At 60.6% G+C, this 26,244-nt stretch carries 20 protein-coding genes and 3 pseudogenes; 7 read left to right on the forward strand and 16 right to left on the reverse strand.

All coding sequences use genetic code 11. The features are described from left to right. Positions 1 to 173 precede the first annotated feature (173 nt). The 4 genes and pseudogenes from FFS37_RS34045 to FFS37_RS34060 form a co-directional block, all read right to left on the reverse strand. Positions 174 to 863, reverse strand: a pseudogene (locus tag FFS37_RS34045) (ABC transporter ATP-binding protein); the annotation flags it as partial. Then, positions 860 to 2,245: a nitrous oxide reductase family maturation protein NosD gene (locus FFS37_RS34050; RefSeq protein WP_171026539.1), complete on the reverse strand. Its 1,386-nt coding sequence runs from the start codon at positions 2,243 to 2,245 to the stop codon at positions 860 to 862. The gene FFS37_RS34050 and the pseudogene FFS37_RS34045, both read right to left, overlap by 4 nt. Before the next feature lie 3 nt (positions 2,246 to 2,248). After that, positions 2,249 to 4,174 (reverse strand): TAT-dependent nitrous-oxide reductase, encoded by a 1,926-nt coding sequence (gene nosZ, locus FFS37_RS34055; RefSeq protein ID WP_137935301.1) that lies wholly within the window; start codon positions 4,172 to 4,174, stop codon positions 2,249 to 2,251. Between the two features lie 24 nt (positions 4,175 to 4,198). Beyond that, complete coding sequence (locus FFS37_RS34060) at positions 4,199 to 6,544, reverse strand: NosR/NirI family protein (RefSeq protein ID WP_137935318.1); 2,346 nt, start codon at positions 6,542 to 6,544, stop codon at positions 4,199 to 4,201. Between the two features lie 163 nt (positions 6,545 to 6,707). On the opposite strand from FFS37_RS34060, the gene FFS37_RS34065 reads away from it, so the two are divergent. The 3 genes from FFS37_RS34065 to FFS37_RS34075 all read left to right on the forward strand — a co-directional run bounded on the left by FFS37_RS34065 (position 6,708) and on the right by FFS37_RS34075 (position 9,249). Beyond that, positions 6,708 to 7,565, forward strand: coding sequence for a ferritin family protein (locus FFS37_RS34065; RefSeq protein ID WP_137935302.1), 858 nt, complete (start codon positions 6,708 to 6,710; stop codon positions 7,563 to 7,565). Positions 7,566 to 7,832: 267 nt separating this feature from the next. After that, entirely contained in the window at positions 7,833 to 8,276 is a 444-nt protein-coding gene (locus tag FFS37_RS34070; protein WP_137935303.1) for a pseudoazurin, read from the forward strand. A 268-nt stretch (positions 8,277 to 8,544) separates the two neighbouring features. Beyond that, complete coding sequence (locus FFS37_RS34075) at positions 8,545 to 9,249, forward strand: Crp/Fnr family transcriptional regulator (protein WP_137935304.1); 705 nt, start codon at positions 8,545 to 8,547, stop codon at positions 9,247 to 9,249. Here FFS37_RS34075 and FFS37_RS34080 read toward each other — a convergent pair. The 7 genes from FFS37_RS34080 to FFS37_RS36695 form a co-directional block, all read right to left on the reverse strand. Next, positions 9,215 to 9,469, reverse strand: coding sequence for a DUF1858 domain-containing protein (locus tag FFS37_RS34080; RefSeq protein WP_137935305.1), 255 nt, complete (start codon positions 9,467 to 9,469; stop codon positions 9,215 to 9,217). The genes FFS37_RS34075 and FFS37_RS34080 overlap by 35 nt on opposite strands. Before the next feature lie 99 nt (positions 9,470 to 9,568). Then, positions 9,569 to 10,090: a DUF2249 domain-containing protein gene (locus FFS37_RS34085; RefSeq protein WP_137935306.1), complete on the reverse strand. Its 522-nt coding sequence runs from the start codon at positions 10,088 to 10,090 to the stop codon at positions 9,569 to 9,571. 23 nt (positions 10,091 to 10,113) lie between these two features. Beyond that, positions 10,114 to 11,475: a hypothetical protein gene (locus FFS37_RS34090; protein WP_137935307.1), complete on the reverse strand. Its 1,362-nt coding sequence runs from the start codon at positions 11,473 to 11,475 to the stop codon at positions 10,114 to 10,116. A 1,400-nt stretch (positions 11,476 to 12,875) separates the two neighbouring features. Beyond that, entirely contained in the window at positions 12,876 to 14,081 is a 1,206-nt protein-coding gene (locus FFS37_RS34095; protein ID WP_137935308.1) for an NnrS family protein, read from the reverse strand. Between the two features lie 89 nt (positions 14,082 to 14,170). Next, on the reverse strand, positions 14,171 to 14,614 hold the full coding sequence (locus FFS37_RS34100; RefSeq protein ID WP_171026540.1) for a pseudoazurin: 444 nt from the start codon (positions 14,612 to 14,614) through the stop codon (positions 14,171 to 14,173). A gap of 808 nt (positions 14,615 to 15,422) precedes the next feature. Further along, the gene (locus FFS37_RS34105; protein ID WP_137935309.1) at positions 15,423 to 16,862 is read right to left on the reverse strand and encodes a homospermidine synthase; all 1,440 of its coding nucleotides are present in this window, start codon (positions 16,860 to 16,862) and stop codon (positions 15,423 to 15,425) included. Between the two features lie 23 nt (positions 16,863 to 16,885). Continuing rightward, positions 16,886 to 17,572 carry an NUDIX hydrolase gene (locus FFS37_RS36695; protein ID WP_408631472.1) on the reverse strand — a complete coding sequence of 229 codons (687 nt, stop codon included), beginning with the start codon at positions 17,570 to 17,572 and terminating at the stop codon, positions 16,886 to 16,888. Positions 17,573 to 17,628: 56 nt separating this feature from the next. Here FFS37_RS36695 and FFS37_RS35940 point away from each other — a divergent pair, with 56 nt between their 5' ends. The 4 genes and pseudogenes from FFS37_RS35940 to FFS37_RS34125 all read left to right on the forward strand — a co-directional run. Beyond that, positions 17,629 to 17,934, forward strand: coding sequence for a hypothetical protein (locus FFS37_RS35940; protein ID WP_171026542.1), 306 nt, complete (start codon positions 17,629 to 17,631; stop codon positions 17,932 to 17,934). A 1,126-nt stretch (positions 17,935 to 19,060) separates the two neighbouring features. Further along, complete coding sequence (locus FFS37_RS34115) at positions 19,061 to 19,621, forward strand: GreA/GreB family elongation factor (protein WP_137935311.1); 561 nt, start codon at positions 19,061 to 19,063, stop codon at positions 19,619 to 19,621. A gap of 257 nt (positions 19,622 to 19,878) precedes the next feature. Continuing rightward, a complete protein-coding gene (locus FFS37_RS34120) occupies positions 19,879 to 20,124 on the forward strand; it encodes a DUF982 domain-containing protein (protein ID WP_082582554.1) in 246 nt (81 codons plus the stop codon). Positions 20,125 to 20,257: 133 nt separating this feature from the next. Then, a pseudogene (locus tag FFS37_RS34125) lies at positions 20,258 to 20,482 on the forward strand (MarR family transcriptional regulator); the annotation flags it as partial. 118 nt (positions 20,483 to 20,600) lie between these two features. On the opposite strand, the gene cydB reads toward FFS37_RS34125, so the two are convergent. From cydB to FFS37_RS34150, 5 genes and pseudogenes are all read right to left on the reverse strand, one after another. After that, the gene (cydB, locus tag FFS37_RS34130) at positions 20,601 to 21,611 is read right to left on the reverse strand and encodes a cytochrome d ubiquinol oxidase subunit II (protein ID WP_137935312.1); all 1,011 of its coding nucleotides are present in this window, start codon (positions 21,609 to 21,611) and stop codon (positions 20,601 to 20,603) included. Beyond that, the gene (locus tag FFS37_RS34135; RefSeq protein ID WP_137935313.1) at positions 21,608 to 23,011 is read right to left on the reverse strand and encodes a cytochrome ubiquinol oxidase subunit I; all 1,404 of its coding nucleotides are present in this window, start codon (positions 23,009 to 23,011) and stop codon (positions 21,608 to 21,610) included. The genes cydB and FFS37_RS34135 overlap by 4 nt, the downstream gene beginning before the upstream one ends. A 169-nt stretch (positions 23,012 to 23,180) precedes the next feature. Beyond that, positions 23,181 to 24,341 (reverse strand): cystathionine gamma-synthase, encoded by a 1,161-nt coding sequence (gene metB / locus FFS37_RS34140; protein ID WP_137935314.1) that lies wholly within the window; start codon positions 24,339 to 24,341, stop codon positions 23,181 to 23,183. Positions 24,342 to 24,381: 40 nt separating this feature from the next. After that, positions 24,382 to 25,014 (reverse strand): peroxiredoxin, encoded by a 633-nt coding sequence (locus tag FFS37_RS34145; protein WP_137935315.1) that lies wholly within the window; start codon positions 25,012 to 25,014, stop codon positions 24,382 to 24,384. Between the two features lie 31 nt (positions 25,015 to 25,045). After that, positions 25,046 to 26,131: pseudogene (locus tag FFS37_RS34150) on the reverse strand (NADPH-dependent assimilatory sulfite reductase hemoprotein subunit); the annotation flags it as partial. Between the last annotated feature and the right edge of the window lie 113 nt (positions 26,132 to 26,244).

Consider the following 26,244-nt stretch of genomic DNA (forward strand, 5'->3'; position numbering starts at 1 on the left):
GGGAGAAATCCATCGCTTCTGCAGAAGCCTGGATATACGTCGCCCACATTCGCCTGCTCACACGCAGGCTCGCAAGAGCTTGATATCAAACCATTCTTTTTGATTCAGGCTCTGAGGCCTTTCGGCTCTCCCATCCATTCCCTCAGCCGCCGCGCGCCGCCCTCGGCAGCCGTGAGGCGGATCCTCGTCGGCAGTCGTGCGATCCGGCGCAATTCGTCAAGCGAGCCGTCGGCGATCTTTCGGCCTTCGTTGAGGATAACGACCCGGCCGGCATTGCCTTCCAGCTCGTTCAGCGCATGGGAAGACAGAAGCACCGTCGTCCCTGCCGCCTGCATCTCGCGCACGATCCCATAGAACTGCTGGCGCAGTTCAGGATCGAGCCCGGTGGTCGGCTCGTCCAGCAAAAGCACCGCCGGCCTGCCGATCATCGCCTGCGCCAGTCCCAGCCGCTGGCGCATTCCCTTGGAATACGTGCCGATGCGTCGGTCGGCGGCATCGGCAAGGCCGATTCGCTCCAGCAACGCGTCAGCTTCCTTTGGCCGGCCGCCCTTGAGCTGGACGTAGAAGCGCAGCGTCTCGCGACCCGTGAGGGCCGGATTGAAGGAGACGTTTTCGGGCAGATAGCCCAGCCGTCGGCGAACGGTCACGTCTCCGTCGGCCGGATCCTGCCCGAGCACGGTGACCGAGCCGGAGGTGGGCCGCGCAAGCCCGAGCATGAGCTTGATGAGCGTGGTCTTGCCCGCGCCGTTGTGGCCTACGAGGGCGATGACCTCGCCTGCGTCGGCAGCAAAGGAGACGCCGTCGACAGCCCTGACTGAGCCATAATGCCGTGCGACTGCGTCGAGCTCGATGTTGGAGCTCATGGCTTTCCCCTTTTCTCGATGCTGTCGGGATACATCAGCGGATGGCTGTCCATCACGCCGCCGGGAAACACCCCCGGGAAGCGCGCCTGCGCCCAGCGGATCACCTGCACGGCTGGGCTGTTGACCAGCACCTTCGCCGCCGGCGTCTGCCACAGAACCCTGTCAATCATGTCGTTCGGCCGGTAGGGCTTGTCGGCGATCCCGTCGCCGTCGAGGTCGAAGGCCGGGTTGTCGCTCCAGTAGTTGCCACGGCCGCCGCTCGACCAATCTAGCGAGCGGGTCCCGACATATTTGACCTGATTGCGGTTGCGCACGAAGGCGTTGCCGGCCATGGCATTGCCCTCGGAACCTGCCGTAAAGTGCACGCCGATCTCGCAACCCTCAAAGAGGTTGCCACTGAAGCGGTTCTTGTTGGCATTGTAGATGAAGACACATTTTTCCGGGCCGATCCGCATGCCCGAGGGCGTAGCGAGGACCGGCGCCGCGCTATCGGCGGCTGGCAGGTCCTGATCCGCGACGAAGCGTTGCCCGTTGCTGGTCCAACGGCCGGCCGGCTGCGGGCCGCCGCGCACGACGTTGCCGCTGATCTCGGAACCATTGGCGTAGTTGAACAGGAGGCCGTTGTCGCGATCACCGTCAGACACATTGCCGGTGACCTTCAGGCCGTTGGAATACATGATTGCATAGCCGACAATGTTGCCGGTCGATACGTTGTCGGCGATCACGCTGTCGTTGGTGTACATGTAGTGGACGCCGAAACGCAGGTTGGCGAAGGCGTTGCCCCTGAATTCGTTGTTCCTGCTGGCATTGGCGAAGATGCCGTCGCGGCCGAAGTGGATGTCATTGCCGATGACCTTCGCCCCCGGCGCGTTCCACACCGAGACGCCGCTGCCGGACCGGCTGGTGCGCCCCTCGCGCAGGCCCTCGATGCGATTGTTGCGCGCCACCGCGTCGCGCGCCCCGTGCAAATAGATGCCGTAGAGGTTGCCGACGAGGGAATTGTTCTCGATCTGCGCGCGCGTCGCGCTCTCGGTGGCGAACACGCCTGCATCCATGGCGTCGAGGTCCATGCCGGAGCCTTCGATCTCAAGACCGCGCACAGCCGCATCTGGCGCCAGCACGGTCACGACGCTGCCCTGTCCGTTGCCCTTCAGTGACGCGCCCGGGTCGCCCTGCAACGTCAGCGGTTTGGCGATGATGACCGGCCCGCGATGCTCGCCCGGCGCAAGACGCAGCACGTCGCCGGGCGCGGCGGCGTCTACCGCCGCCTGCATGGGCGCAGCACCCGCCGGCACCGCAATCTCGGCCGCGGTGGCCGCGTAGCCGGGAATGGCGGCGAGAAACGCCGCCATTCCCATCACTGCCAGGTGCACGATGCGCATGTCCTAGGCGCCTTGTGGCTCTACGAACATGCGGCCCTGCATCTCCATGTGCATGGCATGGCAGAACCATGAGCAGTAGTACCAGTAGACGCCGGGCTTGCTTGCCTTGAACGTCACCGATGCCGTGGCGTGGGGGGCCACCTCCATGTTGATGCCGTAGTTGATGATGGCGAAGCCGTGGGTGAGGTCCTCCACCTCGTCGATGTTGGTCACGTAGACCGTGACCTCGTCGCCCTGCTTGACGCTGAAGCTCTCCAGCCCGAAGGCCGGCGCCGAGGACGTCATGTAAACGCGCACCTTGTTGCCGTCGCGGATCACCTCGCTGTCCACCATCAGGTCGATGCCGTCGGCCTTTGCCTGCTTGATCGCCTCCTCGAAGAACGGATCGGCCCGGTCCCAGATGCTGATCGGGTTGATCTTCGAGCGGTGGACGAGGGTCGCGTCGTGCGGCTCGGCGAAGCTCGGACTGTCATGCACCAGCACCATCTGGTCACCGGAAATGTCAACGAGCTGGTCATTCTCCGGCTTCAGCGGGCCGACGTTCAGGTAACGGTCCTTGGAGAACTTGTTCAGTGAGATCAGCCACTTGCCGTCCGCTTCCTTGGTCTGACCCATGGAGGTATGGTTGTGGCCAGGCTGATAGTGAACGTCAAGTTTCTGGCGGATCGGGTCGACTTTCTCGCCAGCGAAGGAGCGCTTGGCGTCCTCGATGTTCCACTTGCAGATCTGGCTGTCGATGAACAGCGTGGTGTAGGCGTTGCCCCGACCATCATAGGCCGTGTGCAACGGCCCGAGCCCCAGTTCCGGTTCGGCCACCACCGTGTCGCGCGGCTTGATCTTGTCGTCGAAAAGGTCATCGAACTTGCGCACGTCGAACACCGTCACCGTTGGCGACAGCTTGCCGTTGGCCACCACATGGATGCCGTCTGGCGCGGTGTTGATGCCGTGCGGGCTGTTCGCCACCGGCACGTAGCGGGTGTAGGGCGAGCCGTGTCGCCCGTCGATGACTGGCACCCCTCCCATTTCCTTGTAGTCGCCGCTCTTCACCGCGTCCTCGATGCGCTTCAGGTTGAAGATCACGATCCAGTCCTGCTCCTTCGCCATCGTCTGCTCGAGGTTGACGCCCTCCTCGGAATTGTAACAGGTGGAGAAGGCGTACTTGCCCTGGTAGTCGGCGTCGACATTGTCGAGGTTGCCGTCCACCATCACCTGCCAGACGACCTTCATTGTGTCGCCGTCCACGGCACTGAAAATGGAATGGTACTGCTTGCTGTCGTCCAGGATCTTGCCGTCATTGGGGATCGGCACGCGGTCCTCGCCATTGCAGAACACGTAGCCGGTCCTGGGATATTTCTGCACGCGCAAGCCGTGCACCGTATGCTGGTTCGGCAGCTGGATGATCTTGTCGCACTTCATAACGTCGAGCCGGATGCGGGCGACGCGCGTGTTGGCCTTGTCGTTCACGAACAAGTAGCGGCCGTCGTAGGTGCCGTCCGTTTGCGAGGGGTGGGGGTGGTGCAGATCGCCGTTGAGGTAGATGCCGCCGCGGTCCTTGAGGAACTCGACGGTCTCCGGCAGCAGACCCTCTGTCAGTATCTTGCGGCTCTCGTTGGTCAGGCCCCAGCCGGTGGCGCTGCAGCGGTTGAAGACAGGGATGCGCATCATTTCGCGCATCGAGGGCGCGCCCATGATACGGACTTCCCCCGTCTGGCCGCTGGAGAAGAACACGTAGTACTCATCCAGCTCGCCGGGCTTGACCTCGAATTCCTGCCCGCCCTTCTCGCTGGCTGCCGCCCGCGACACCACGCTTCCGTCCAGCGCCAGTCCCCCGCCGACGCCGGCAGCCCCCGCCGCAGCGAGCGCGGCCGTCGTACCCAGCAATTGGCGCCTGCTGAGGATCGTCTTTTTGTCCTGGTTTTCCTGCGACATGTCCTTCTCCTTTTGGTTGGCCTGTCAGCCTGTTGGATTTGTGTCGTTTTCGGGAACTTTTATCGGCAATCCCTTGTGCGTGATGACCGGCGGGCTTGCCGGCCCCTTGCCCGGCTTGGCGGGGGCCCGCGTTGTGGGGGAGGACAACGCCTCAAACTTCTCCCGCTTCAGCCGCACCTGGATCATGTGCGGACAGCGGTGGTCGTCGTGGTAGAGTTCCTGGCAATGCATGCAGTAAATGCATTCGTTGACATTGATCTGGCCTTCGGGATGAATTGCCTCGACGGGGCATTCCTTGGCGCAGCGCTGGCATGGCGACCCGCATTCGGGATAGCGCTTCAGCCATTCGAACATGCGGATTCGGCCGGGGATGGCGAGGGCCGCGCCCAGCGGGCACAGGTACCGGCAGTAGAAACGCTCGATGAAGAGGCCGGCTCCCAGCAGCGCCAGCGCGAAGACGACGAAAGGCCAGCCGCGCGCGAACTTCAGGATGATCGCCGTCTTGAACGGCTCGACCTCGGCGTAGGTCTCCGCCAGCGACACGGAATAAAGCGACAGACCGAACAGGCCGAGGAAGATCACGTACTTGATCGGCCACAGGCGTTCGTGCAGGCCGAAGGGCAGCTTGACCTGCGGGACTTTCAGCCATTGCGCGAGGTTGTTGGTCAGTTCCTGCAGCGCGCCGAATGGGCACAGCCAGCCACAGAAAGGCCCCCTGCCCCAGAACAGCAGGCCCCCGGCCACCGCCGCCCAAAGGATGAAGATGAGCGGCGCGGTGAGGAAGAACTCCCAGCTGAAACCGCTCAGGAGCGAATTGACGAAAGTCAGCACGTTGACGACGGAAAGCTGGGCGTTCGCGTACCAGCCGAGCCAGACCAGCGTGAACAGAAGGTAGCCGCGCCGCACCCAGGCGAACAGGCGTGGCCGACGCACCAGCCAGTTCTGGAAGAAGAAGATGGCTGTGAGCACCAGCAGGGCGACGACGGTGATGCCGATCTTGACGGTGTTCAGCTTCCAGATCTTCACCCACAGGGGCTCTTCGTTCGCGGAGCCCTGTCCGGTGGTCTCGGGTGCCGCCTGCGCGCCAGCCGCCGGTCCGGGTGCGGCCGCTTGCGGTTGCTGAGTGGCCTGTGCTGCCGGCGTTGGCACCGTCGCCTTCAGGTAGCGATCGGGCAAGGTGTAACCGAGTTCGAAGGGCAAGGTCGCCTTGTCGCGAGCGCCGTAGCTGCGCTGGACGAGCAGTTGCAGCTCCCACGGCTCGGAAAGATCGAGCGAAAACTCGTCCGGCACCGTGAACAGCGCAATCTCACGCAGGTGCGGCGCGCCCTTGGTTGCGATGTCGCCGAGACGCGTATGGTTGCGGTCGCGAAAGCGCACCCCTTGCCCGTCCTGCAATAGCTCGATGCGATCGAAGATGCCGCCGCGCACATAGCCGGAGCCCTTGAAGGAATATGCGCCGTCTCCGGCCACCACGATCGCCTGCTGGCCGGGCCTGAGCGACTTCTGCAGTCGCTCATAGGCGGTATCGCCCAGGAGGCTGCGGCCGATGCTGGGCACGCTGACTGGCGCAATATAGAGATCGATGAAGCGATCGTCCGGATTGCCCGTCTCCGGTCGCGCGGCGGCCTCCGGATGGCCGGAATCGGCGAAGGCCTTGGTCACCTCGCCCACAGTCAGGCGCAGGCTGCGCACCGAGCCGTCGCCAAGCAGGGTATTCCAGTCGTGGACTTCAGAAACGGTCGCATCCACTGTTTTCGCCGGGGTGACTGGCGCGCCGGCGGCCAACGTTCCGGTTTCCGCCAGACGGCCACTGCGGATCAACTTCACGGCCGAGCGCACGACGCTGTCGCTCATCACCAAGACGGTGACGGTCGCGCCGCTGACGATGTCCACCTGCGGCAGCTGTTCCTGACCAGCAGCGACTCGGCCAAGGTCCTTGCCGATCAGCGAATTGAGCGCCGCGACGACCTTTTCCTGCGGGATGCCTATGAGGACGATGGGCTCCTTGTGCTCGACCAGCTTGATGCCGCGGATGACGCCCTTGGGGTCGATGCCGACAAGGATGCGAATCGGCTTGCCTGAATAGCCTACGGCGCTGGAGAAATCGGTGTTGAGATAGGCGTAGCCGACCGGCTTGCCGCCGGACAGAAGCGGCGCCAATGGCGGGCTTCCCATCAGGTCGCCGTAGGCGTCGGCGCCTTGGATCAACTCGCCCGGCCGCGTGCCGGACATAAAGTGTTGCAGGCTTTCGTCGGCACGGCTCTGAAGCGCGGAAAGGGCGAGCAGCGTGAACGCAGCCAGCAGGAATGTCAGCGCGCGTCGCGCTCCGGCGCCGACTTGGCGCGATGCCGCTCGGTCGGTCCTGTACATCGATGTGGGTGTCGGCATGCGCGTCCTCTCCCGGCCGCTTCGGGCGGAACCGGTCTCAGGACGCACATATCGGTGGTTTTGCCGGATGGTTCTTTGATCAAACGCAAACAAATGCACTGAGGGAGGCTGTAGGACTAAGCGCTTAAGCGAGAGAAACTGTCCCATGTCCCGTCTGACATCCGAACCGACGTCAATCCAATCGATGGACGAGCTAATTGCCGTTGCGCTGGCGATGGAGAAGGAGTCCGCCGACCGTTACGCGGCCCTTGCCGAGCGCATGCGCTCGGCCGGCCGGCTGGAATTGGCCGATGTATTCGATCGTCTCGTGCGGGAGGAGACCCGGCATATCGATATGGTTGTGAGTTGGTCGCGCCAGATCAGCCGACAGCCGCGAGAAGTCCTGCCGGCCGACGCCGTGCCGCAGGACGTGTTCGACGATGAGGCAATAGGGCTTGTCTCGCCCGAACTTGTGGACGCCTACCGTTCTTTTGCGATCGCTGTCCGAAACGAGGAGCGCGCTTTCGCCTTCTGGTCCTATATTGCAGCCCATGGCGCGTCGTCGGAAATTCGCGAGGCCGCCGAGCAAATGGCGCGCGAAGAGCTTGAGCACGCGAAAACACTGCGGCGCGAACGGCGGAAAGCCTTTTTCAAGGATCGGCGTATGGGGCCGACAGTCCGGGAAGCCCACGATCTGCCCAGCCTGGAAATGGAGGTCTGCCAGCGCCTTGAGGAATATGCCGACAGGAACGAGGATCGAAGCGAATACCGTGATCTCGCCCTTGAGGCGCGCATGCTCTCCCTTGATCTCGCATCGGATCCTCTCGAGGATCCCCCGCACGCTGGATCGCCGCCGCCGAGATCCCTGGATGCGCTCTGCGAATGGTTGGCTGATTACTATATCGACGCCGGCGAGCACCTGCCTTCGCAGACAGCCCGGGATCGGGCGCAAGCCCTTGCCACCATCGCCGTCAAGCGCCTGGCTGTCGTGCGGGCTCTTGCAGGGACAAAGGCCGGAGCCTGAGGGTCTCCGTCGGGTCGTCACTCACAATGTCAAATCATTTTACCTCCAGACCACGGCTTGCCGGGCGAGCCGAGATCATCGCCGATCCCCCGGGCGCGTCTGCGTCAGTTGGCGCAACGCGTCGTGGCGTCGTTCAAGCTCGTCCTCGATCGCCCATCGAAAAATGAAACAACAATCTTACGACAGTTTGCGCTGCAACAAAGTGGACCTTCCGGGACCGCGGTAGGAAGCGACGCAACGTTGAGTCCCTACAGAAAAGGAAAGAACATGAAATATGCAACCATCGCAGCGGCAGCGTTCGCGGCTCTTGTCGCCTCAAACGTCGCCCAAGCCGCCGACCATCAAGTGCAGCTGCTCAACAAGGGCGAGCACGGCGTCATGGTCTTCCAGCCGAATTACGTCGAAGCAGCCCCCGGCGACACGGTGACTTTCGTCCCGACCGACAAGGGCCATGACGCGGCCAGCATCGACGGCATGATCCCGGACGGGGCGCAGCCCTTCAAGGGCGAGATCAGCAAGCCGATCACTGTGACGGTCGACAAGGAAGGCGTCTACGGCGTCAAATGCGTCCCGCACTACGGCATGGGCATGGTGGCACTGATCGTCGTCGGCAAGCCTGTGAACCTGGAACAGGCCAAGACAGTCAAGCAGCCCGGCAAGGCGAAAGCCGTGTTTGCCGATCTGTTTTCGAAGGTTCCGGCAGGCAACTGAGCCGAACCCGCCAGAGTTGGGCCGCCGCCGGCTTATCCGGCGGCGGCTTTTTGTGTGCGTGTCGCCACCCATAGAGGAATGCAGATTGCGATCCCGCGCACGAGGCACCTAGCTAGCCGTTACCCTATCGTGACTGGCCGAGTGCCGCTCAACATCGCGGCGAACTCGGTTGCGGTTATTAGGCCGCAGCAGGAATGACTTGCGGCAAAAGGCTTTCGCGTGACATGCTGCTTGGAGCTCAAAACATGGCACAAGCCGGAAAATAAAGATGAGTCGTCTTGACCGCTCGCTGATAGCCAGCCTGTCGGCGTTCCAGGGCCTGACCTCGGCTGAACTCGATCGCATGGTAAGCCAGGCCCGCTCGCTCCGCATCGCAAGGAACCGGGCAGTCTTCGAGCAGGAGGGGGATGCCCATTCCTTCTTCCTGTTGTTGGATGGCCATATCCGCGTCGTCAAGAGTACGGCAGAGGGCGGCGAGGTCACCGTGCGCTACATCGGTCCTGGCGAACTGATGGGCATAGCCACGGCTCTTGGCCGCACGACCTATCCAGCCAGCGCCATCGCCGCGGTCGACTGTGTAGTGCTGGCGTGGCCTAGCAGCCTGTGGTCGGAATTCGCCTCCGCCTATCCAAGCTTTGGTGCCAGCACCTACCAGACCGTCGGCAACAGGCTGCAGGATGCCCACACGCGTGTGGTCGAAATGTCAACCGAGCACGTCGACCGGAGAGTGGCCCATGCCCTCCTCAAGCTGGTGAACCAGACCGGAAGAAAGACGGAGGAAGGTCTCATGATCGACTTTCCGATTTCCCGCCAGGACATCGCCGAGATGACGGGAACGACGCTGCACACGGTTAGCCGCCTGATGAGCGCCTGGGAAGGAAAGGGACTGGTCAGAAGCGGCCGCCAGAAAGTGACTGTCGTGGAGCCGCATCGCCTGCTCATGCTGGCCGAAGGCCGGGCGCAGAAGACATAGGCGCCGCCGCACCGCCAGAGGCGGCAGCGGCGGCCTCCAGATCGCTGCGCAACGAATCTTCATCCAATCCGTGCTCGCGGGCGGCGTCAGAAACCGTATGGAAGGAAGCAATTGGACAACCAACGCACAGCATGCCGCTGCGAATGACCACGCGGATGGTCATCGGCCATCTGCGCATGATCTGGTCCATGGTCATATCGTCATCAATCAAAGATGCCATAGTCGTCATCCGCTCCCAAAGTCGGTCAACCTTAAAGCCATGGACTGCGGCGGCTCCTTGCGCATTGACAAACCCCCGCGCGAAGCCGGCGTCATTCGCTCAGCCGCGCCGGATCACGACGCGATAATGTCCGTCGGGCTCGAAGGCTCCGCGCCAGAGATGGCCGCGCGCCTGCAGTTCCTCGAGAAGGAAAATCGGCTCTCGCGGCAGCAGTGCGACAAGCGTTTGTCCGGGCGATAACGCCTCGACCCCTTCCAGCGTCCGCACCAGCGGCTCAGGAGGCTCGAGATCGCGATTGTCCAGTTCGACGACGGGCGCAGGCCAGGTCTCGCTGGCGGGGGTTCCATCAACCGCTGGCGCCGGTTCTGGTGCCACAGGGTCCGGCTGCTGGTCTGCCGGCGTGAAGATCACCTCCCAGTCTCCATTGCCGATCTCGCGCGCCGCCGGTTCAAAGCCACGATTGCCCAGGACATGAAACAGTGGGATCGGCTTGAAGGTAGCAAGCAGGCGCAGGCTCTGGCCGGGGGCGAGTGCCTCGACGGCCGCCATGATGGCACTGAAGGGTTCGCCGCCTTCGCGCAGGATCGGCCTGACGTCGACATCGTAGTAGGGAAGCGTCATTGCTATCTCCAGTAGATTTTCCATCAAGGTGGGGTGGGCAGGAAAAGTCGTGGCCGCGAGGCGCCTTCGGGCAGGCGTTTGTCGTCCGGTAGGTTGGCGAGACGGCGCGCGAGGACGAGCTCGGCGACGATGGCCAGCGTCGCAAGCAGCGTCACGGCGGCTGCGGCGCGAAACAAGCCAGGCTGGTCGCCGAGCAAGGTTGCCGTGCCAGCCATCACGCCGAGGAAATAGAGCGCGAACCAAATCCAGCCACGTCGTTCGATGACGAGGTCCTGGACTCGCGGGGTCGGCTTCTTGCCCATGACCGGGCCATAGCATTCCAGCCAGGTCAGGAACGGCACGATCTTGTAGAGCTGCGAAAGTCCCAGTCCAGTTAGCCAGCCGAAGGCGACGAGATAGAGCAGTGCGCCGATATGGCGTTCCAGCGTTCCGGTCGCGAGCAGGGCAAGGAGCAGAATCCCCGATAGGGCGAGTGCCAGAAAGGCAGCCTGGGCCGCGCGGCTGTTCAATTCGATGGTACGGCGCTTGCGGTGGCGGTAGAAGAACGCAAGGTCGAATCCGTAAAGGACGAGGGCAGCCAGCGCGAGCACCACCGCCAGACCCGTCGCCGCACTGGCTGCGGCAGCGAGCCCCACTGTTTCCAGAAAGGCTGCGATTGGCGAGGCCAGGGCCGTCAGCAGCAGTGCGACGACCCCGATCCACCAGGACACACGACTGGTGGCGCGCTCCCGGTCCGGTGATAGCATGAACATGGGCAAAAGCCGGTAGGAGACGCCGATCGCCGTGAAGCTCAGCCATCCGCCAAGTCCAACGGCGATATGGACAGGAAGCGCCTGCATCCGGAAGTCGATCACGGCCAGCGCAGGAAGAAAGCCCGAAAGCAGCAACGCGAACAGCGCGCCGAGGGTGGCCGTGACGAGCACGCATGCCAGGCCGACGGCCACGAAGCGAGCGGGAAGCTGCAGGTTCGCGCGCCAGAGCGTGCCACCGAGCACACCGCAGACGACCAGGAAGCCGGCAGGCAGAAGCGTGCCTGCCAGGGCGAGCAGAGGAATGCCGGTATCGAAGACGCCGGCCAATTGCAGGAAACCCGCCAGAAGAAAGGCGAGCCCGGTCAAAAGGCATATCAAGGCGGCCAATACCAACCGTTCCCCGCGCAGAGGCTGCGCGATCAGCACCGGCACGAACTGGAACAGGGCGCCGCACATCAGCAGGCTGAGCCAGCCGATCGTAACCATGTGAACGAGGACCAGCGTCTCGGGCGCCTCCGCCGCCACCGCAGGGAAGCCGTAGCCGGCGACCATCAACATCTGGGCAGCGACAAGAAAGACCAGCGCTACGGTGAAATATGACATCGTCCAGCGCGATAGCGCAGTGCCTATCATAGCCTTTTCCTCGCGGCGCCTCCTTGACGGACAGCGCATCAAACCGTCGAAACTTCGCTGTAACTTTCCGGCGACGGAACCTTACTGGACTCCTCTTGCCGGAGGCCACTCGCGCCCAAAGTTTAACCGGCCTGTCTCAATCGACTTTGTCCAAACGCAAACTTGTTTGCGAGCGAAGCATTTTCTCTTCGACAGAAGGGGCGAGCCCACTGGACTAGCGCGACGCGCTTGCCTCGATATGGGCGTCCCTCGATTTCGGCCTGTCCGGCCAGAACGCTGACATACTAGCGCAGCGCTTTTGATGCCGTGATCATCGACAAACGTGGTCGGGCGCAGCGCCGGGCTTTTCGAGGTACATTGTTGAGTTCAAGTAGTGGCGAAAGAGGGATCATGCCTTCCTGCAGTTGCCCGTTCAGGCCCGACCGAGGTACAGCCAGTACGCCGGACCGAGCCGTTCGACCGTTTGAGGAGACTGGATATCGATGATTTCACGGCCTGATAGGTCAACGTCGCGGCAATTGTTGTTTTGGTAGATCCAAATCGACGCTTGTTCGCCATTCGCACGGTCACCTCAACCAGTCTTGGAAGGGAGTACGAATGTGTCAGCGGACAGCTCGCTGATCACTATTTCAGTGTTGGATGCTTTTCCTTTTCGCCGGGCTAGCCTACTCCTCTTTAGAATCGCGCCACAGGTCACGCAAACAGCGCCGTGCTGATCAAAAATGGTCGAGAAACCTGGCCAGCATTCAATCAAGCCGAAAGCCTGAAGCGCCAAATGTAACGTGGTGACCTGCTATCAAGAGAACCTTGAGAATAGGTCCATACTCAGCCCGATCCTGCATCGGCGATTCTGCAAATCACGCTGGCTACAAATATCCAATATTTGCCTTCGCCGATCGCGAGGATCAACGAGGCGTCGGTCGTGGCTGTCCGAATCGAAACGGAGAACCTTGGGGAGCTTGCAGCTCGCGTCCGATAACGCAGAGCAGGTGTTTCCACGATTGTCACCTCAACCCACGAAGGCAAGGATGCGTTCCGGCGAAAGTGGCAGGTCTGTCAGTTCGGCGCCAGCGCATGATTGACGGCGTTGACCACTGTCGCCGCAACCGGAATGGTCGCTATCTCGCCTACGGCTTTTGCGAACCGTGCGACGAACGGCTAGCATAACCGACGTTCCAAACCGAGCAGAATATTCCGTTGCAATCATCCGTCCTGAGAAAATATGTAGATGCCCGTCTCCCTATTATACCAGCCAACGGCTGCGCGTTTCTCGCCCGCAGTGGATCTAGGCACCTATGCCGATTGAATGATGAATCTTCCTAAAGCTGAGCCGGTATTGCTCTATCTCTACATCCCGTTTTGCCGATCGATGCGGATACGATCCGGTGCTGATCCGCGCGTCAGGAAGGCGCTTTGTTCGGCTGCCGCGCACGTAATTTGGGTTGAACGAGCATACCGCCAAACAGAGCCGCGTATCCGAGGAAGGCCACCACCCACAACGTCGCCGATATGTGGAGAAGTATTGCATCAGTAGGGACGAACGCCGCGCCGATGCGCAGGAGAGCCGCGAGCACGATTGCGACAAAGACCGCGCATGTGCCAATGCCCGCCCGCAACTCGCGGCCTGTATGCCCAAGGGTGGCTCGGGTCATGACGGCGAGCGTCATGCATGCCACCGCACCTACGCTGAACGCGTGAATGCCCGCCGCGGAAGGAACGATCTCCGGTAGGACGACTGCAAGTCCGGCCAGCAGAAAACCGATCGGCACAAAGACGAACGCTACGTGCAGGATCAGCACCAGCGGATCGCGGAGCGTGCGATCACCAGCCCAGCGCGCAAGCCGCATGGCGTTGAGGACCGCTCCGGCGATCAGCATTGCGCCCGTTACGTTGCTTTCAGGAAAGAAGGCCCAGGCCGCCAATGCGGTCGCGGACAGTGCGATCGTTGCTGCGTCGAAATGGCTGAACGGGGATGGCAGACGTCCCTGATTTTCGCGCGCCAACCAATTTCGGGTGAAACTGGGAACAACGCGTCCCCCTATAATCATTAAGAGGACGACAGCGGCCCCGAGGCCGAGCCGGCGGCTAATGTCCGAGATGCCTTGGTAGTGCGCTTCGGCATGAAACATCACGTTGGCCGCCAAAAGCACGGCAACCGGCAGCAGCACCTTCAGGTTTCGCCAGTTTCGGCCCGCGATGATTTCGGTCGCGGCGGCGGCTGCTACCGCCAAGAGAAATGCGCAGTCGACTGCTGCTCCGACGAGCCAGCCGGTGTCAGCTGAAAAGAACACCGCAAGCCGCCCTGCAAGCCACAGCAGGACGAGCGCTAGCAGGGGCAGGCCTTGCACAGGCAGACGTCCGGTCCAGTTCGGGATGGCCGTCAGCAGGAATCCCGTCATAATTGCCGCGAGATAGCCAAAGAGCATCTCATGGACATGCCAATCAACGGGCAGAAAGACGCTGGAGGTTGTGAGCTTGCCGTAAAACAACGGCAGCCAGAAAAGGATGGCTGCTCCGGCATACAGAGAGCCGAGAAGGAAGAACGGCCGGAAACCGTAAGACAGAACCGCCGGATAAGCGCCCGATCGTGTACGAGGAATTGCCATCTAATGCATTTCAAAAAAGAGAAACCCATAGCGGAGTGATGTCCGTCTGTAGGGTCCTGTTGATTTTTCAGAATAATATTTGCTTCGCCTCAATTGCCCACTTGAACTTGAGCCAACAGGACCTCAAACACTTTCTTCGCCTTCCCCGACTGTTTGACAGTCGCTGCATGCGCCAGATTGACCGGCCTGCCGACCACGATCAGCGCCACCATGCCCATCCCATAGTGAGCCGCGCACTTCACGCCGTACACACCTTCCTTGTCGAGTTTAACGGTAATCTGTTCGCTCGACTTACCCTTGAAAGTCTTTGCTCCTTCCGGAACCATTCCCCAGATGCTTTGTGCAAGATGCCCCTTGTCGGTTGGCACGAACGTGACCGTGTCGCCGGGCGTTGCCTGGACAAAGCCGGGCTGAAAGACCATCGCACCTTTCTCGCCCTTGTCGAGCATCTGGATTTGGTGATCGGCCGCCTGGGCCGCTCCTGCCAACATCAATACGGCGAATGGGACAGCGAGTACAATTTCGTATCTCATGATCTTGCCTTCCTGTTCTGATTCTCGATGGCGTTCCCCGCTGGGCTACTTCTAGGCTGTCTTCGGCCTGTGAACTTTGCGACAGCGCAAACAAGGTTGGGAAATGAGGACAAAAGCCGCAGTGTCCGCCACTTGCCGCCCGTTGGCCAACTAGACATGAGCCGGCTGAAGCGATGCTCGGGTACACAGAGATCGTCGCCTTGGGCCTATTCCCTTTCACGGCGCTGTTGGCCGCCGACTTCATGTCGACATTGGGATAGCGACGGAAGGCTCTCGTGCCCTAGGCTGAATCGACATTCATCGCATCCATAGGGAGGGTCGATCACCGCTTTTGCGGCTGCGGCAGGCAATTTCCTATGCTTCAACTGCTCTTTCGAAATACCGTTGTTGTTGAAAAGCCGGAGCACGCTTTCCTCCACTGCGCGGTCGATGAAATCGTGGCTGGTGTCGCACGACCAATTGGAATTCCCCAATAGCGAGGCTCTTCAGACTGTTGTGCGCCCGTGCAAGCGATACCGCCTCGGTCGCGCGTTTGAAGCGCTGGCGGCCGCTAGTGGAACCAGGTGGACGAACCGAAGTGGCTGTGACTTGGAGCGCCGAAAATCGGCTAAATAAGGATGAACGCGCCGATGAGAAGCGCGCCGAGCCCGATCGCGATTACAAGGCGTGTGGTGAGATCCATCAGATCAATTTCCTTATTGCCATGCCTGGCGTTTCGAGTTGGAAGAGAAGACCGTCCGCTTCCGCGCCGGAAGAGAACCCGGGAGCAGAAACGCCGTGCGCCGCTGCCCTGCCCGGCGCCAGTCAGTCAGGAAACCAGCACATTCCGGAACTGCCACGGATCGGATGTGTCGATCTCCTCCGGGAAGAGCCCAGGCCGGCCATCCAGAGGCGTCCAGTCCGTATAGACACCCACGAGGGAGCCAAGATAGGGCTTCTGGATCTCCAGGCAGCGCCGGAAGTCCAGGTCTTCAACCTCCACGATGCCAGCCTCGGGGTTTTCAAGCGCCCAGACCATGCCTGCGAGCACAGCCGAGGTGACCTGAAGCCCAGTAGCATTGTGATGGGGCACAAGCTGGCGTGTCTCTTCAATCGAGAGCTGCGAACCGTACCAAAACGCGTTTCTTGAATGCCCGTAGAGAAGCACGCCAAGTTCATCTATGCCGTCGACGATCTCGCTCTCGTCAAGGATGTGGAACTTGTCCTGAGCCTTGCCTGCCTTGCCGAACATTTCGTGCAGCGACAGCACCGCGTCGCCGCAAGGATGATAGGCGTAGTGGCAGGTCGGCCGATAGGCGACCTTTCCGTCATCATCGTGAACGGTAAAATAGTCGGCAATCGTAATGGACTCGTTGTGGGTGACCAGGAAGGCGTGCTGCGCCTGTGCTGTAGGCGTCCACGAGCGGACACGCGTATTGGCGCCCGGCTGAAGCAAATAGATCGCGGCCTGAGAGCCTTTGTCATGGGTGCGGCCGTTGGCTGGCATCCATCTTTCATGGGTACCCCACCCAAGTTCGGCGGGTTGCAGGCCCTCGGACACGAAGCCTTCGACGGACCAGGTGTTGACGAACACGCCGACAGGCTTTGGCGATAGGGCGCGCTGCGTGTCCCGCTCGGCAATATGCATGCCCTTCACGCCGACGCGATGCATCAAGATCGCCCATTGCTCTCGAGATTTCGGCTCTTCAAGTTCTATTCCGATGTCGCTTGCGAGGGTAAGCAATGCTTGCTTCACAAGCCACGAGACCATTCCGGGATTGGCCCCGCAGCACGACACGGCAGTCGTGCCACCCGGGTTCCGACGTTGTGCTTCGAGGATGACTTCGCGCAGGGCGTAGTTGGTGCGAGCCTCAGGCCCGACGCTGTTGTCGAAGTAGAAGCCCGCCCAAGGTTCAGCGACGGTGTCGATATAGAGCGCACCGATCTCTCTGCAGAGCTCCATGATGTCACGCGACGATATATCGACCGAGACGTTGACGCAGAATCCCTGGCCGCCGCCGGCTGTCAGCAGAGGCGTGAGAAGCTCGCGGTAGCCATCTGGTGTGACCGCCGCATGGACGAACCTGATCCCCCGCTCATCGAGGAGGTGGCGGTCGGTATCATCGGGATCGATCACCACAAGGCGGGACCGGTCAAACTCAAAATGGCGCTCGATCAACGGCAGCATTCCTTTGCCGATGGAGCCGAAGCCAATCATTACGATGGGACCGGAAATTCGTGCGTGCACAGGCCAGGATTCGATTTTCATATGCTTGTCCATCATGGTTGGCGTCACGTGGGAGACGTGACTGGAAAGGATTCAAGGCTTGGATCTGCGGGGACCGTCTTCTTTTTCGCGGGCCGCGTCGGCCAAGGGAGACGTCCGCATTTGCAATCGTCGACACAAACAGTGCAGTTCGCCTCCAAAGACCTTAGAACTCGCGCGAGCTGGGAGTCCGAAACAGTCCGTCCCGCCTCGGAGACCGTGAACCAACTCCGCTTGCGCTGGGACCGCTCGGGCCAGTTGACGAGTGTGCCCCGGACTTCGATGCCGAACAGAACAACACGGCATAAGGCTGTCGAACCGTCGCGAAGGATTTTCAGGTAGTCGTAGGCCCCGATCGGTTCCGAAAGAGCATCTCCGAATACTCCTCCTTCTTCGAATGCCTCCAGTGCGGCGACCTTTGCCGGGGTCTCGCCTTTGATGGGCCAGCCTTTGGGTACGATCCACCGCCCCCTCGCTCGCGAGGTGATCAGGAGAATCTTGAGCTCACCACTCCTGGACCGGCGCCATGCGATGGCACCGTACTGACGGCGAATGCCTGACCCCTGGAACGACTCTAGCTTTCCGGGGATGGCAGCTTTCTCAATCGCTGACACGTTACAACCCGGTCTTTTCGAGAGCGACGCGTCGACGCCGCCGAAAACCCTTCTGAGGGCGTGTATGGCAGCTGTATTGAACAAGGCCCCGGCTGGCACACCATGGACAGCGGCGTGCGGCCTTCGGCAGGTTACGTTGACAGGTCTGGCACACGATGGCCAAAAACGGGGTGAACATGATGGGCTCCGACGGGCGCTCGCCAAGCGATACGCAAATAGAACTGCACCGCGATGATTTTGGTGAGTGTTCCCGGAGCGGAGTACTGTGCGGCTGTCAGTTCATCATCAAGCTGCCCCGGGAGAAAGCATATGCATCCCCGGCGAGCCTCGAAATCATGATGAATGTCTTCATGCACATGCCATCGAATCTAGACATTAAGGCGACCAAAGCAAGGGCAGAAACTGCCCTGCGACAAAAAGTGTTCTTTGCAAAACCATATTTGACTTTGACCATTCTATGACTAAGATAGAGGCATGCAAAGTTCGCTCCCCTATTTGCCGACTTTTCGGTTGGGCCTCCTCGTAGGCCACTAGCCCTGGTCCGGATTGTCGCCGAAGCGACAAGCGGGCCAGGGAGTTCACCCCCCTCGACATCACCAATCCAACTGGTTTCGCCTGATCGCAATGCGTCAAGGTGGAATCTGATTGCGAATGTCACACGGCTTGTTCTCGCGCGAGACCGGGCGGGAGGAGGTTGATGTGACCTTCGCTTCAAGGCAGGAATCCAATGTCAAAGAAAAATGGCAATCGAGAAATACGCAAACCGAAGAAAATAAGAGAACAGCCAGCTGAAATATCCGCGATATCTCAACAGTCTCTCAGAGTCGGGCAACTCATAGGAAAGAAATAACCTTAATTTTGTCATCCATATAGGGCGCTCTTCGAATTCGCCCTATATGGAAACTTGTTAAGTTCGCTCTCAAACAAGACGATGTCATTTCTATTTTCTGTTGGCCTCTTGACTTCCGTCAGAAGCTCGGGAAAGATGCAACCATGAATGCCGCCGTGAAATTGCTCTTTTACATCCGGGATTGCCCCATCGTGGGATCCTAACCCCCGGCTCGGCTTTTCTTTGAGTCGAGGGGCGAGCGTTTTTTCCCAAACATATTCCGGTCAGCTTAGCCTGCCGAGATTAACTGCCGCGAGATTCCGGCATCGACCTGAGTGCCTGCTTCCAGAGGGAAGCACGGCCCGGCTTTTAGCGAGTTTGAAATGGCCAAAAAAATTGAATCCAAGAGCAAGCCAAGGCTTGTCATTAGCGCTGCCTCCCATTCCAGCTTCCCTTCGGCTCAAGCAACACGTCGATGGACGCCGCCACCCGTTGGTGGTGATGACACCCAAGTAGAACAGCGTCGGCGAAGCCAGCGGCCAACGCAAAGCGGCGACGGCAGACGAAGCTCAGTCGGCAAAGTCGACATAACACTTCCGAGTCTCTTCAATCGGCTGAACCAGGCGGGCAGCCCGATCGCGGGAGAGTAGCCCCTCCTGTGGCCGCTTGCGGTGCATGGATCAGGGGCAGCTCGTAAACAAATCACAGAACGGAGAACGCTTTTTCGTCGGCCCCAGCGGCCGACATGGAGATATGTCATGTCCAACGATCAGATCTTTCGCCTCACTACAAAAGACTACACCATCCTCGAAGTCATGCTCGACCGCCGCCTTGGGCGTGACGATCCTTTGGTCCCGATCCTCCAGCGCAAGCTGTCGGCCGCCATCGTGACGTTCCGAGAGGATATCCCGGCAAACGTTGTGACACTTAGCAGCCGGGTCACTTACAGGGTGAACGATGCTCCGGCAGAAACGCGCATCGTTACCCATGACGAGATGCGCGGCCTAGTCGGGTCGGTTCTGTCGATCACCAATCCACGCGGACTCGCTCTTCTGGGCTTGGCCGAAGGCGAGAGGATGACGTTCGCGAGAGCGGACGGAAGCGAAGAAACGATATCGGCAGAAAATGTGGTTTATCAGCCCGAGGCCTCCCTTCTAGAAAAGGCCAAGCTCGGTCAAGTGGCGGAAGGCGGGCAAGCAACACTCCAGCCCGCTCCCGGAACCGTGCATGGTTCAGGAAACATTCTCCTGCGGGCAGCCAAGACGATGTTCATGACCGATTCAAGCGGATTCGACGATCCCGGACCGTCGGCTGCTTAGCAGGCTAACGCTATGGGCGCGGGCGTGATCGGTGTCACGTCTGCGGCCGCGTGGCGCATCGAGAAGGTCGTTAGCGCCATTTAGGAAGGGTAGCGGAGATCGCCGTTTGGTATGATTCCGAGATGATTGGCGTGAGACAATGCAATTTGTCTGGGGCGATCCCGTTCACACCTACTCACACAACGGTGATAGCTGTTCTATGAAACCGTTCGTCGACACGTGCGTTTTGTTCAGCACGATTTATCTGAGGTTCCATCATGTACGAAGCGTGGTTTTCTAAGCCGGTGTCAGTCACCACCGGCATTGGTGGAGACATTCGCAATCTCTTGAACGCTCAACAAGCGATAGATTTGCTTGGGGGCAATTGGCGCGATGCAGGAAGTCAAAAACATCGGTCCGCGTTGAGAGCTTGCCGACAGGCCATAAACGGTGGCGTTTCCGCCGATGTTGCAAGAGAAGTTTTTGTCGAAGCTGCCCGGGAGGCGCATATTTTGGTTGAATGAGATCACAGATTGTGCGGCGGATTCCTCGCTCGGCCTCCAAGGTCCTCCATTCGTCGGCGGTAACCCGGTCAGTAGGCCGTTTGAAAGTCTCTCAAGCATACACAATACCGTATCGCGATTGAGAGCCGCGTAAGAGCGCCTGCGCATCCGCCACCACAGCGCCGTCGAATTGGTCAATCGCCTTGGCGAGGCAGGGCTGGTCGCACGGGATCAGGACAAGGACGACCAGCGTCGTGTTCTGCTGCAGTTAACGGTGCGTGCCGACGACCACCTGGCCGACCTTTCGGTTGCGCATCTCGACGAGCTTTCGCGGATAGAACCGATGCTGAGACGCTTGCTGCGTCGTGGCGACGAGTGATCCGAACAGGTCGACTTCATTGGCATTGGCTCGTCGCGACACGCAGCTTCTTGCACGAGCCAGTTAGATACCATGTAAATATGAGAGCAACTGTGTCGGTCAGCGTTCGAAAACCTATTCAATGGTAACCAACGTCAGCGCGAACTTTGCCGCGGAACACCCAATACGACCAGCCAGTGTACATCAGGATCACGGGCAACAACACAAGAGTGCCGACGAGCAGGAAAGCCTGGGTGCGTTCTGAAGAGGCCGATTCCCAAAGCGTGAAATGGTAGGGAACGATCATCGGGAAGAGGCTGATGGCGATCCCGACATAGGAAAGCACAAAGAGGCCGATGGCGCCGACGAAAGGCTTCGTCTCACTTGCACTGCCCAGTACCCGCCAGGTGAAGAAGGCGACGGCCGCTGTCGCGACAGGTACCGGTGCCAAATACAGAATGTTGGGCCAGGCGAACCAGCGCGCGGCGATGGCCTGGCTCATGAACGGGGTCCAGATGCTGACCACGCCAATACCGACGAGGACGCCGACAAGACACATGCGGCCGTGGCGGCGCGCCGCCGCCTGCACCTCCCCCTCGGTCTTGAGGATCAGCCAGCCGGCGCCCAGAAGGCTATAGCCGAACAAAAGGGCGAAACCTGTCAATAGCGAGAATGGCGTCAGAAAATCGAAGGAACCGCCGGAAAACTGTCTGCCAGTGACCTCAAAACCCTGGATGAAGGCGCCAAGCACGACCCCTTGAGCAAAGGTGGCGACAGCCGAGCCATAGCAGAAACCATGATCCCAGAAGGTCTTGTGCTCAGCGTCGCGGAACCGGAACTCGAACGCCACGCCGCGGAACACCAGCGCCAGCAGCATGACCAGGACCGGAAAATACACCGCCGGGATGATGATGGCGAAGGCAAGCGGAAACGCCGCCAGAAGCCCGAGGCCGCCCAGCACCAGCCAGGTCTCGTTGCCGTCCCAGATCGGCGCGATCGAGTTCATGATCGTGTTGCGGGATGCAGTGTCGGGCGCGAAGCCGTAAAGCATGCCGACGCCAAGATCGAAGCCATCCAGCAGCACGTAGAAGAACACCGCCATGCCGAGGATCAGCGTCCAGATTGGCACGAAATCGAGGACCTGGCTCATCGCACTTCTCCCTCTCGAAGTTCGACGGCTCCGGCGCGGACCGGCGCCCCGGGCCGTCCTCCCTCGATCTCCACATCTATCTCGGCAGCAATTGCCGGGCCTTTGCGCACAATACGCAGCATGAGAAAGAGGCCTGCAGGATAGATGATGAGATAGACCGCTGCGTAGCCGATCAGCGAGAGCATCACATCAAAGCCCGTCAATGAAGGTGTCACTGAGTCCGCCGTGCGCAGAAGGCCGTATACTGTCCAGGGCTGACGTCCGACCTCGGTGGTGATCCAACCTGCGATGACCGCCACGAAGCCGATGGGCGCCGCGATCTGGGTGATCGCGAGAAAGGCCGGCGAGGCGTCCAGCCGGCCGCGCCAGCGAAGCCATCCGCCGACAAGGACGAGGCCAAGCATAACAATGCCGCAGCCGACCATGGCCCGGAAGGCGAAGAAGGGGATCGCGACGGGCGGACGCTGATCGGCCGGAAAGTCCTTGAGGCCCTTAACCTCGCCGTCAAGCTCATGGGTGAGAACGAGGCTGCCAAGCCACGGAAGATCTATGGCAAAGAGGTTGCGCTCGGCTTTGTCATCCGGAATGGCGAAAAGGGTAAGCGGCACCTGTCGGGCAGTTTCCCAGCGCGCTTCAATCGCGGCTAGCTTGGCCGGCTGGTGGTCGCGGGTATTCAGACCGTGCTGGTCGCCGATGAACATCTGCAGCGGGACCAGCACGGTCAGCAGCCAGAGCGTCATCGACAGCATCGTTCGGCCTTCCTCAACGGACCGCCCGCGACGCATCAAATAGGCGCCGACGCCCATGACGACGAAGCCTGTCGTGACGAAGAACGCGACGACGGTATGCGCCAGCCGATAGGGGAAGGAAGGATTGAAGACCACCTTGAACCAGTCCGTCGGGAAGAAACGGCCATCGATGATCTCGTAGCCGGCCGGCGTCTGCATCCAGCTGTTGGCTGACAGGATCCAGAAGGAAGACAGCAAAGTGCCGAGCGCCACCATTAGCGCTGCAACGAAATGCGCCCAGCGCGGCACCAGTTGCCGTCCGAAAAGAAGGACGCCGAGGAAGGCCGCCTCCAGGAAAAACGCCGTCAGGCCCTCATAGGCGAAAAGCGGGGAAAGCACATTGGCGGTCGCGTCGGAAAAGCGGCTCCAGTTCGTACCGAACTGGAAAGGCATGACGACCCCGGTGACGACGCCCATGCCAAAAGCAATCGAGAATATCTTGATCCAGAACGTCGAGATGCGGAGATAGATGTCCTTCCCGGTGAAAAAATTGAGGCCTTCCAGCATCGCGATATACGCGGCCAATCCCACGGTGATGGCCGGCAACAGGATGTGCCAGCCGATGACCCAGGCGAATTGCAGTCGCGACAGGAATGCAGGATCGAGGTCCATCACTCGTCTCTCCAAACGAAAACGAGCTTGCCTCATGAATCCAACTGCGCCGTAGCCACGACAGTGGACAGGGCTCGTCTTCAGGCCGTCGTCACGCTATAGTAACCAGCGACGATGTCGATAGCGCCGTTTTTTTGACCACCTCTGCTCCCATCAGATCGGCCCCCTCCTAACCAGCGGCTTTGGAAAGCGCTAGCTCAAGGTCGGCGATCAGATCAGTCTCCGCCTCGAGGCCGACCGATAGCCTCAGCAGGCTGTCGCTTATTCCGGCGACCTTTCGGGCCTCGGCGCCCATTCCCGCATGGGTCATGGTAGCCGGATGGGCAACAAGGCTTTCGACGCCACCGAGAGACTCGGCCAGCGTGATGACTTCGACCGCTTCAACGAAGCGCCGAACCGCCTCAACGCCTCCAGCCAGTTCGAAGCTCAGCATCGCTCCGAACCCGGCTTGCTGAGCCTTGGCGATCGCATGGCCTGGATGGGATTCGAGACCCGGATAATGGACCGCGCTGACTTGTGCCTGTCTTTGCAGGAATGCGGCGACCGCCGCTGTGTTGGTTTGCTGCCGCTCGATGCGCGGGAACAGCGTGCGAAGGCCTCTGAGTGTCAGGTAGGCATCGAAAGGCGCACCTGACACGCCGGTGATCTTGGCCCACTCGGCGAGTGCGTCCACATCGCCCGCTTGCGCCGCGACAATGGCGCCCCCTACCACATCGGAATGGCCATTCAGGTATTTGGTGGTCGAATGGACGACGAAATCCGCACCCAGCGCGATCGGCCGCTGTAGAGCCGGCGACAGGAAGGTATTGTCTACGGCAACCTTCGCGCCGACGGCTTTTGCCTGAGAAGCGATCGAGCGGATATCGACGACGCGCATCAATGGGTTGCTCGGTGTCTCGATGAGGACGAGAGCTGGCTTCTTTGACAACGTTGCGGACAACGCTGCTGCGTCGCCCTGATCAACAAAGAGGACGTCGAAATGCCCCTTGTCGCGACGCAACGAGAGCAGACGGTAGGTGCCGCCATAGCAATCGTGCGGCGCAACGATGAGTTCGTCTCGTCCCAATTGCCCAAGCAGCAGGTCGACCGCCGCCATGCCGGAGGAGGTGACGACTGCGCCGGCGCCACCTTCGAGCCTGGCCAGCGTGTCGGCCAGCATGTCGCGGCTCGGATTGCCGGCTCGCGTATATTCGTAGCGCCCCGCCTCGTCATAGCCCGGAAAAGCGAAGGTGCTCGAAAGATAAACCGGCGGCGTGACCGCACCGAAGCCACGGTCGGCAGCAATGCCGTTTGCCGCTGCAATGGTCCGTGGATCTTTGGGCTTTGTCATGACGACTATCTCGCACTAGACGAGCCAAGGTGGTCGGGAATCAGTTCAGCAGTTGGACCATGCGCAGATAAGGCCGCAGCTCCTTCCAACCCTGGGGGAATCGCTCCTTCGCCTGCTCGTTGGTGAGACTTGGCGAAATGATCACCGGCTGGCCCGGCTCCCAGTTCACCGGAGTCGAGACCTTCTGGGTATCCGTGAGCTGCAGACTGTCGATAGCGCGCAGGATTTCGGAAAAATTGCGGCCCGCACTTGGTGGATAGGTCAGGCTGAGGCGGATCTTCTTATTTGGGTCGATGACATACACCGCACGCACCGTCACATTCGGATCAGTCTCGGCGTGGATCATGCCGTAGAGGTTGGCGACCTTCTTGTCGGTGTCGGCAAGCATCGGAAAATTGAGTGCGTGCCCTTGCGTTTCCTCGATGTCCTTCTCCCAAAGATTGTGTGCCTCCACGTCGTCGACCGAGAGGCCGAGCGGCTTGACGCCACGTTTGTCCCATTCCGGCTTGAGACGGGCGACTTCCGCCAGTTCGGTGGTGCAGACCGGTGTGAAATTCTTCGGGTGGCTGAAGAAGATACCCCACGAATTGCCGAGCCATTCGTGGAAGCGGATTTTTCCCTGCGTGCTTTGCTGCTCGAAGTCCGGAGCACTCTGGCCCAGTTGCAATGACATGATTTCGTCCTTCCTGTTTGATCTTGAAGCGTCAGTCGTTGAAATGCCGGCCTTCCTTGACCTCCGCGACATAGCCGGCGCGGATGGCGAAATCGCCGAAACGCTCGTGCGACTGCCGATCCCGCGCAAAGTGCGCGATCACCTTCCTCAGCATGTCGAGAATGGCGGCTTCGCCGACGTTCTCGAGAACCATCTTGTTCAGCCGCTGACCGTGAAAGCCGCCACCGAGGTAGAGGTTGTACTTGCTAGGCCCGCGGCCGGTCAGGGCGATCTCAGCGATGTAGGGACGCGCGCAGCCATTGGGGCAGCCGGTCATGCGAACGGTGATCGGCTCGTCCGTCAGGCCATGTGTGGCCAGGATCGTGTCGATCCGATCGATGAGGTCGGGCAGATAGCGCTCGCTTTCGGCCATGGCGAGACCGCAGGTCGGCAGCGCTACGCACGCCATCGAATTCAGGCGCAACCCACTTGCCCCGTTTAGACGGTCGAGCCCAAATTTCTTCATGAGACGTTCGATGCCAGGCCGGACCTCAGGCGCGATATCGGCGATGATCAGGTTCTGGTTCGGCGTGATGCGGAACGTGCCCTCGTGAATGCGGGCGATTACGCGCAGGCCATCCATGACAGTGCCGATGACACGGCCGTTCTCGATGAAGAGGGTGCAGTGCTCGCGCCCGTCCTCTCCACGCGTCCATCCAATCGGGTCACCGTTCGATATGAATTCGTACGACCGAGCTGCCGCCAGCGAAAAGCCGAGCCTTGCCTCGATCTCGGCCTTGATCCAGTCGAGGCCCTTGTCGTCGATTGTGTATTTGAAGCGTGCGCGGCCACGATCGACCCGGTCGCCATAATCGCGTTGCACCTGCATGACCGCGTCGCAGACCTGCAGCACCTTGTCGACGTCGGCGAAGCCGATCACGTCGGCCAGCCTCGGATAGGTTTTTGGCGCCTGGTCGGTGCGGCCCATGCCGCCGCCAATGGCAATGTTGAAGCCTTCAAGCTTGCCGTTGGCAGCAATGGCGATGAAGCCCAGATCCTGCGCGTAGACGTCAATGTCGTTGATCGGCGGAATGACGAAGCCGATCTTGAATTTTCGCGGCATGTAGGTGCGGCCATAGAGTATCCGTCTTGGTCAAGGAATTTCTGGAGCCCATATACGGTCGTCCCTGATGAGCGCGTTTGCAAGGACGAGAAGCTTTCGCATGATTGCGGTTATGGCGACTTTTGCAG

Source organism: Mesorhizobium comanense (assembly GCF_005503535.1).
GTDB lineage: Bacteria > Pseudomonadota > Alphaproteobacteria > Rhizobiales > Rhizobiaceae > Mesorhizobium > Mesorhizobium comanense.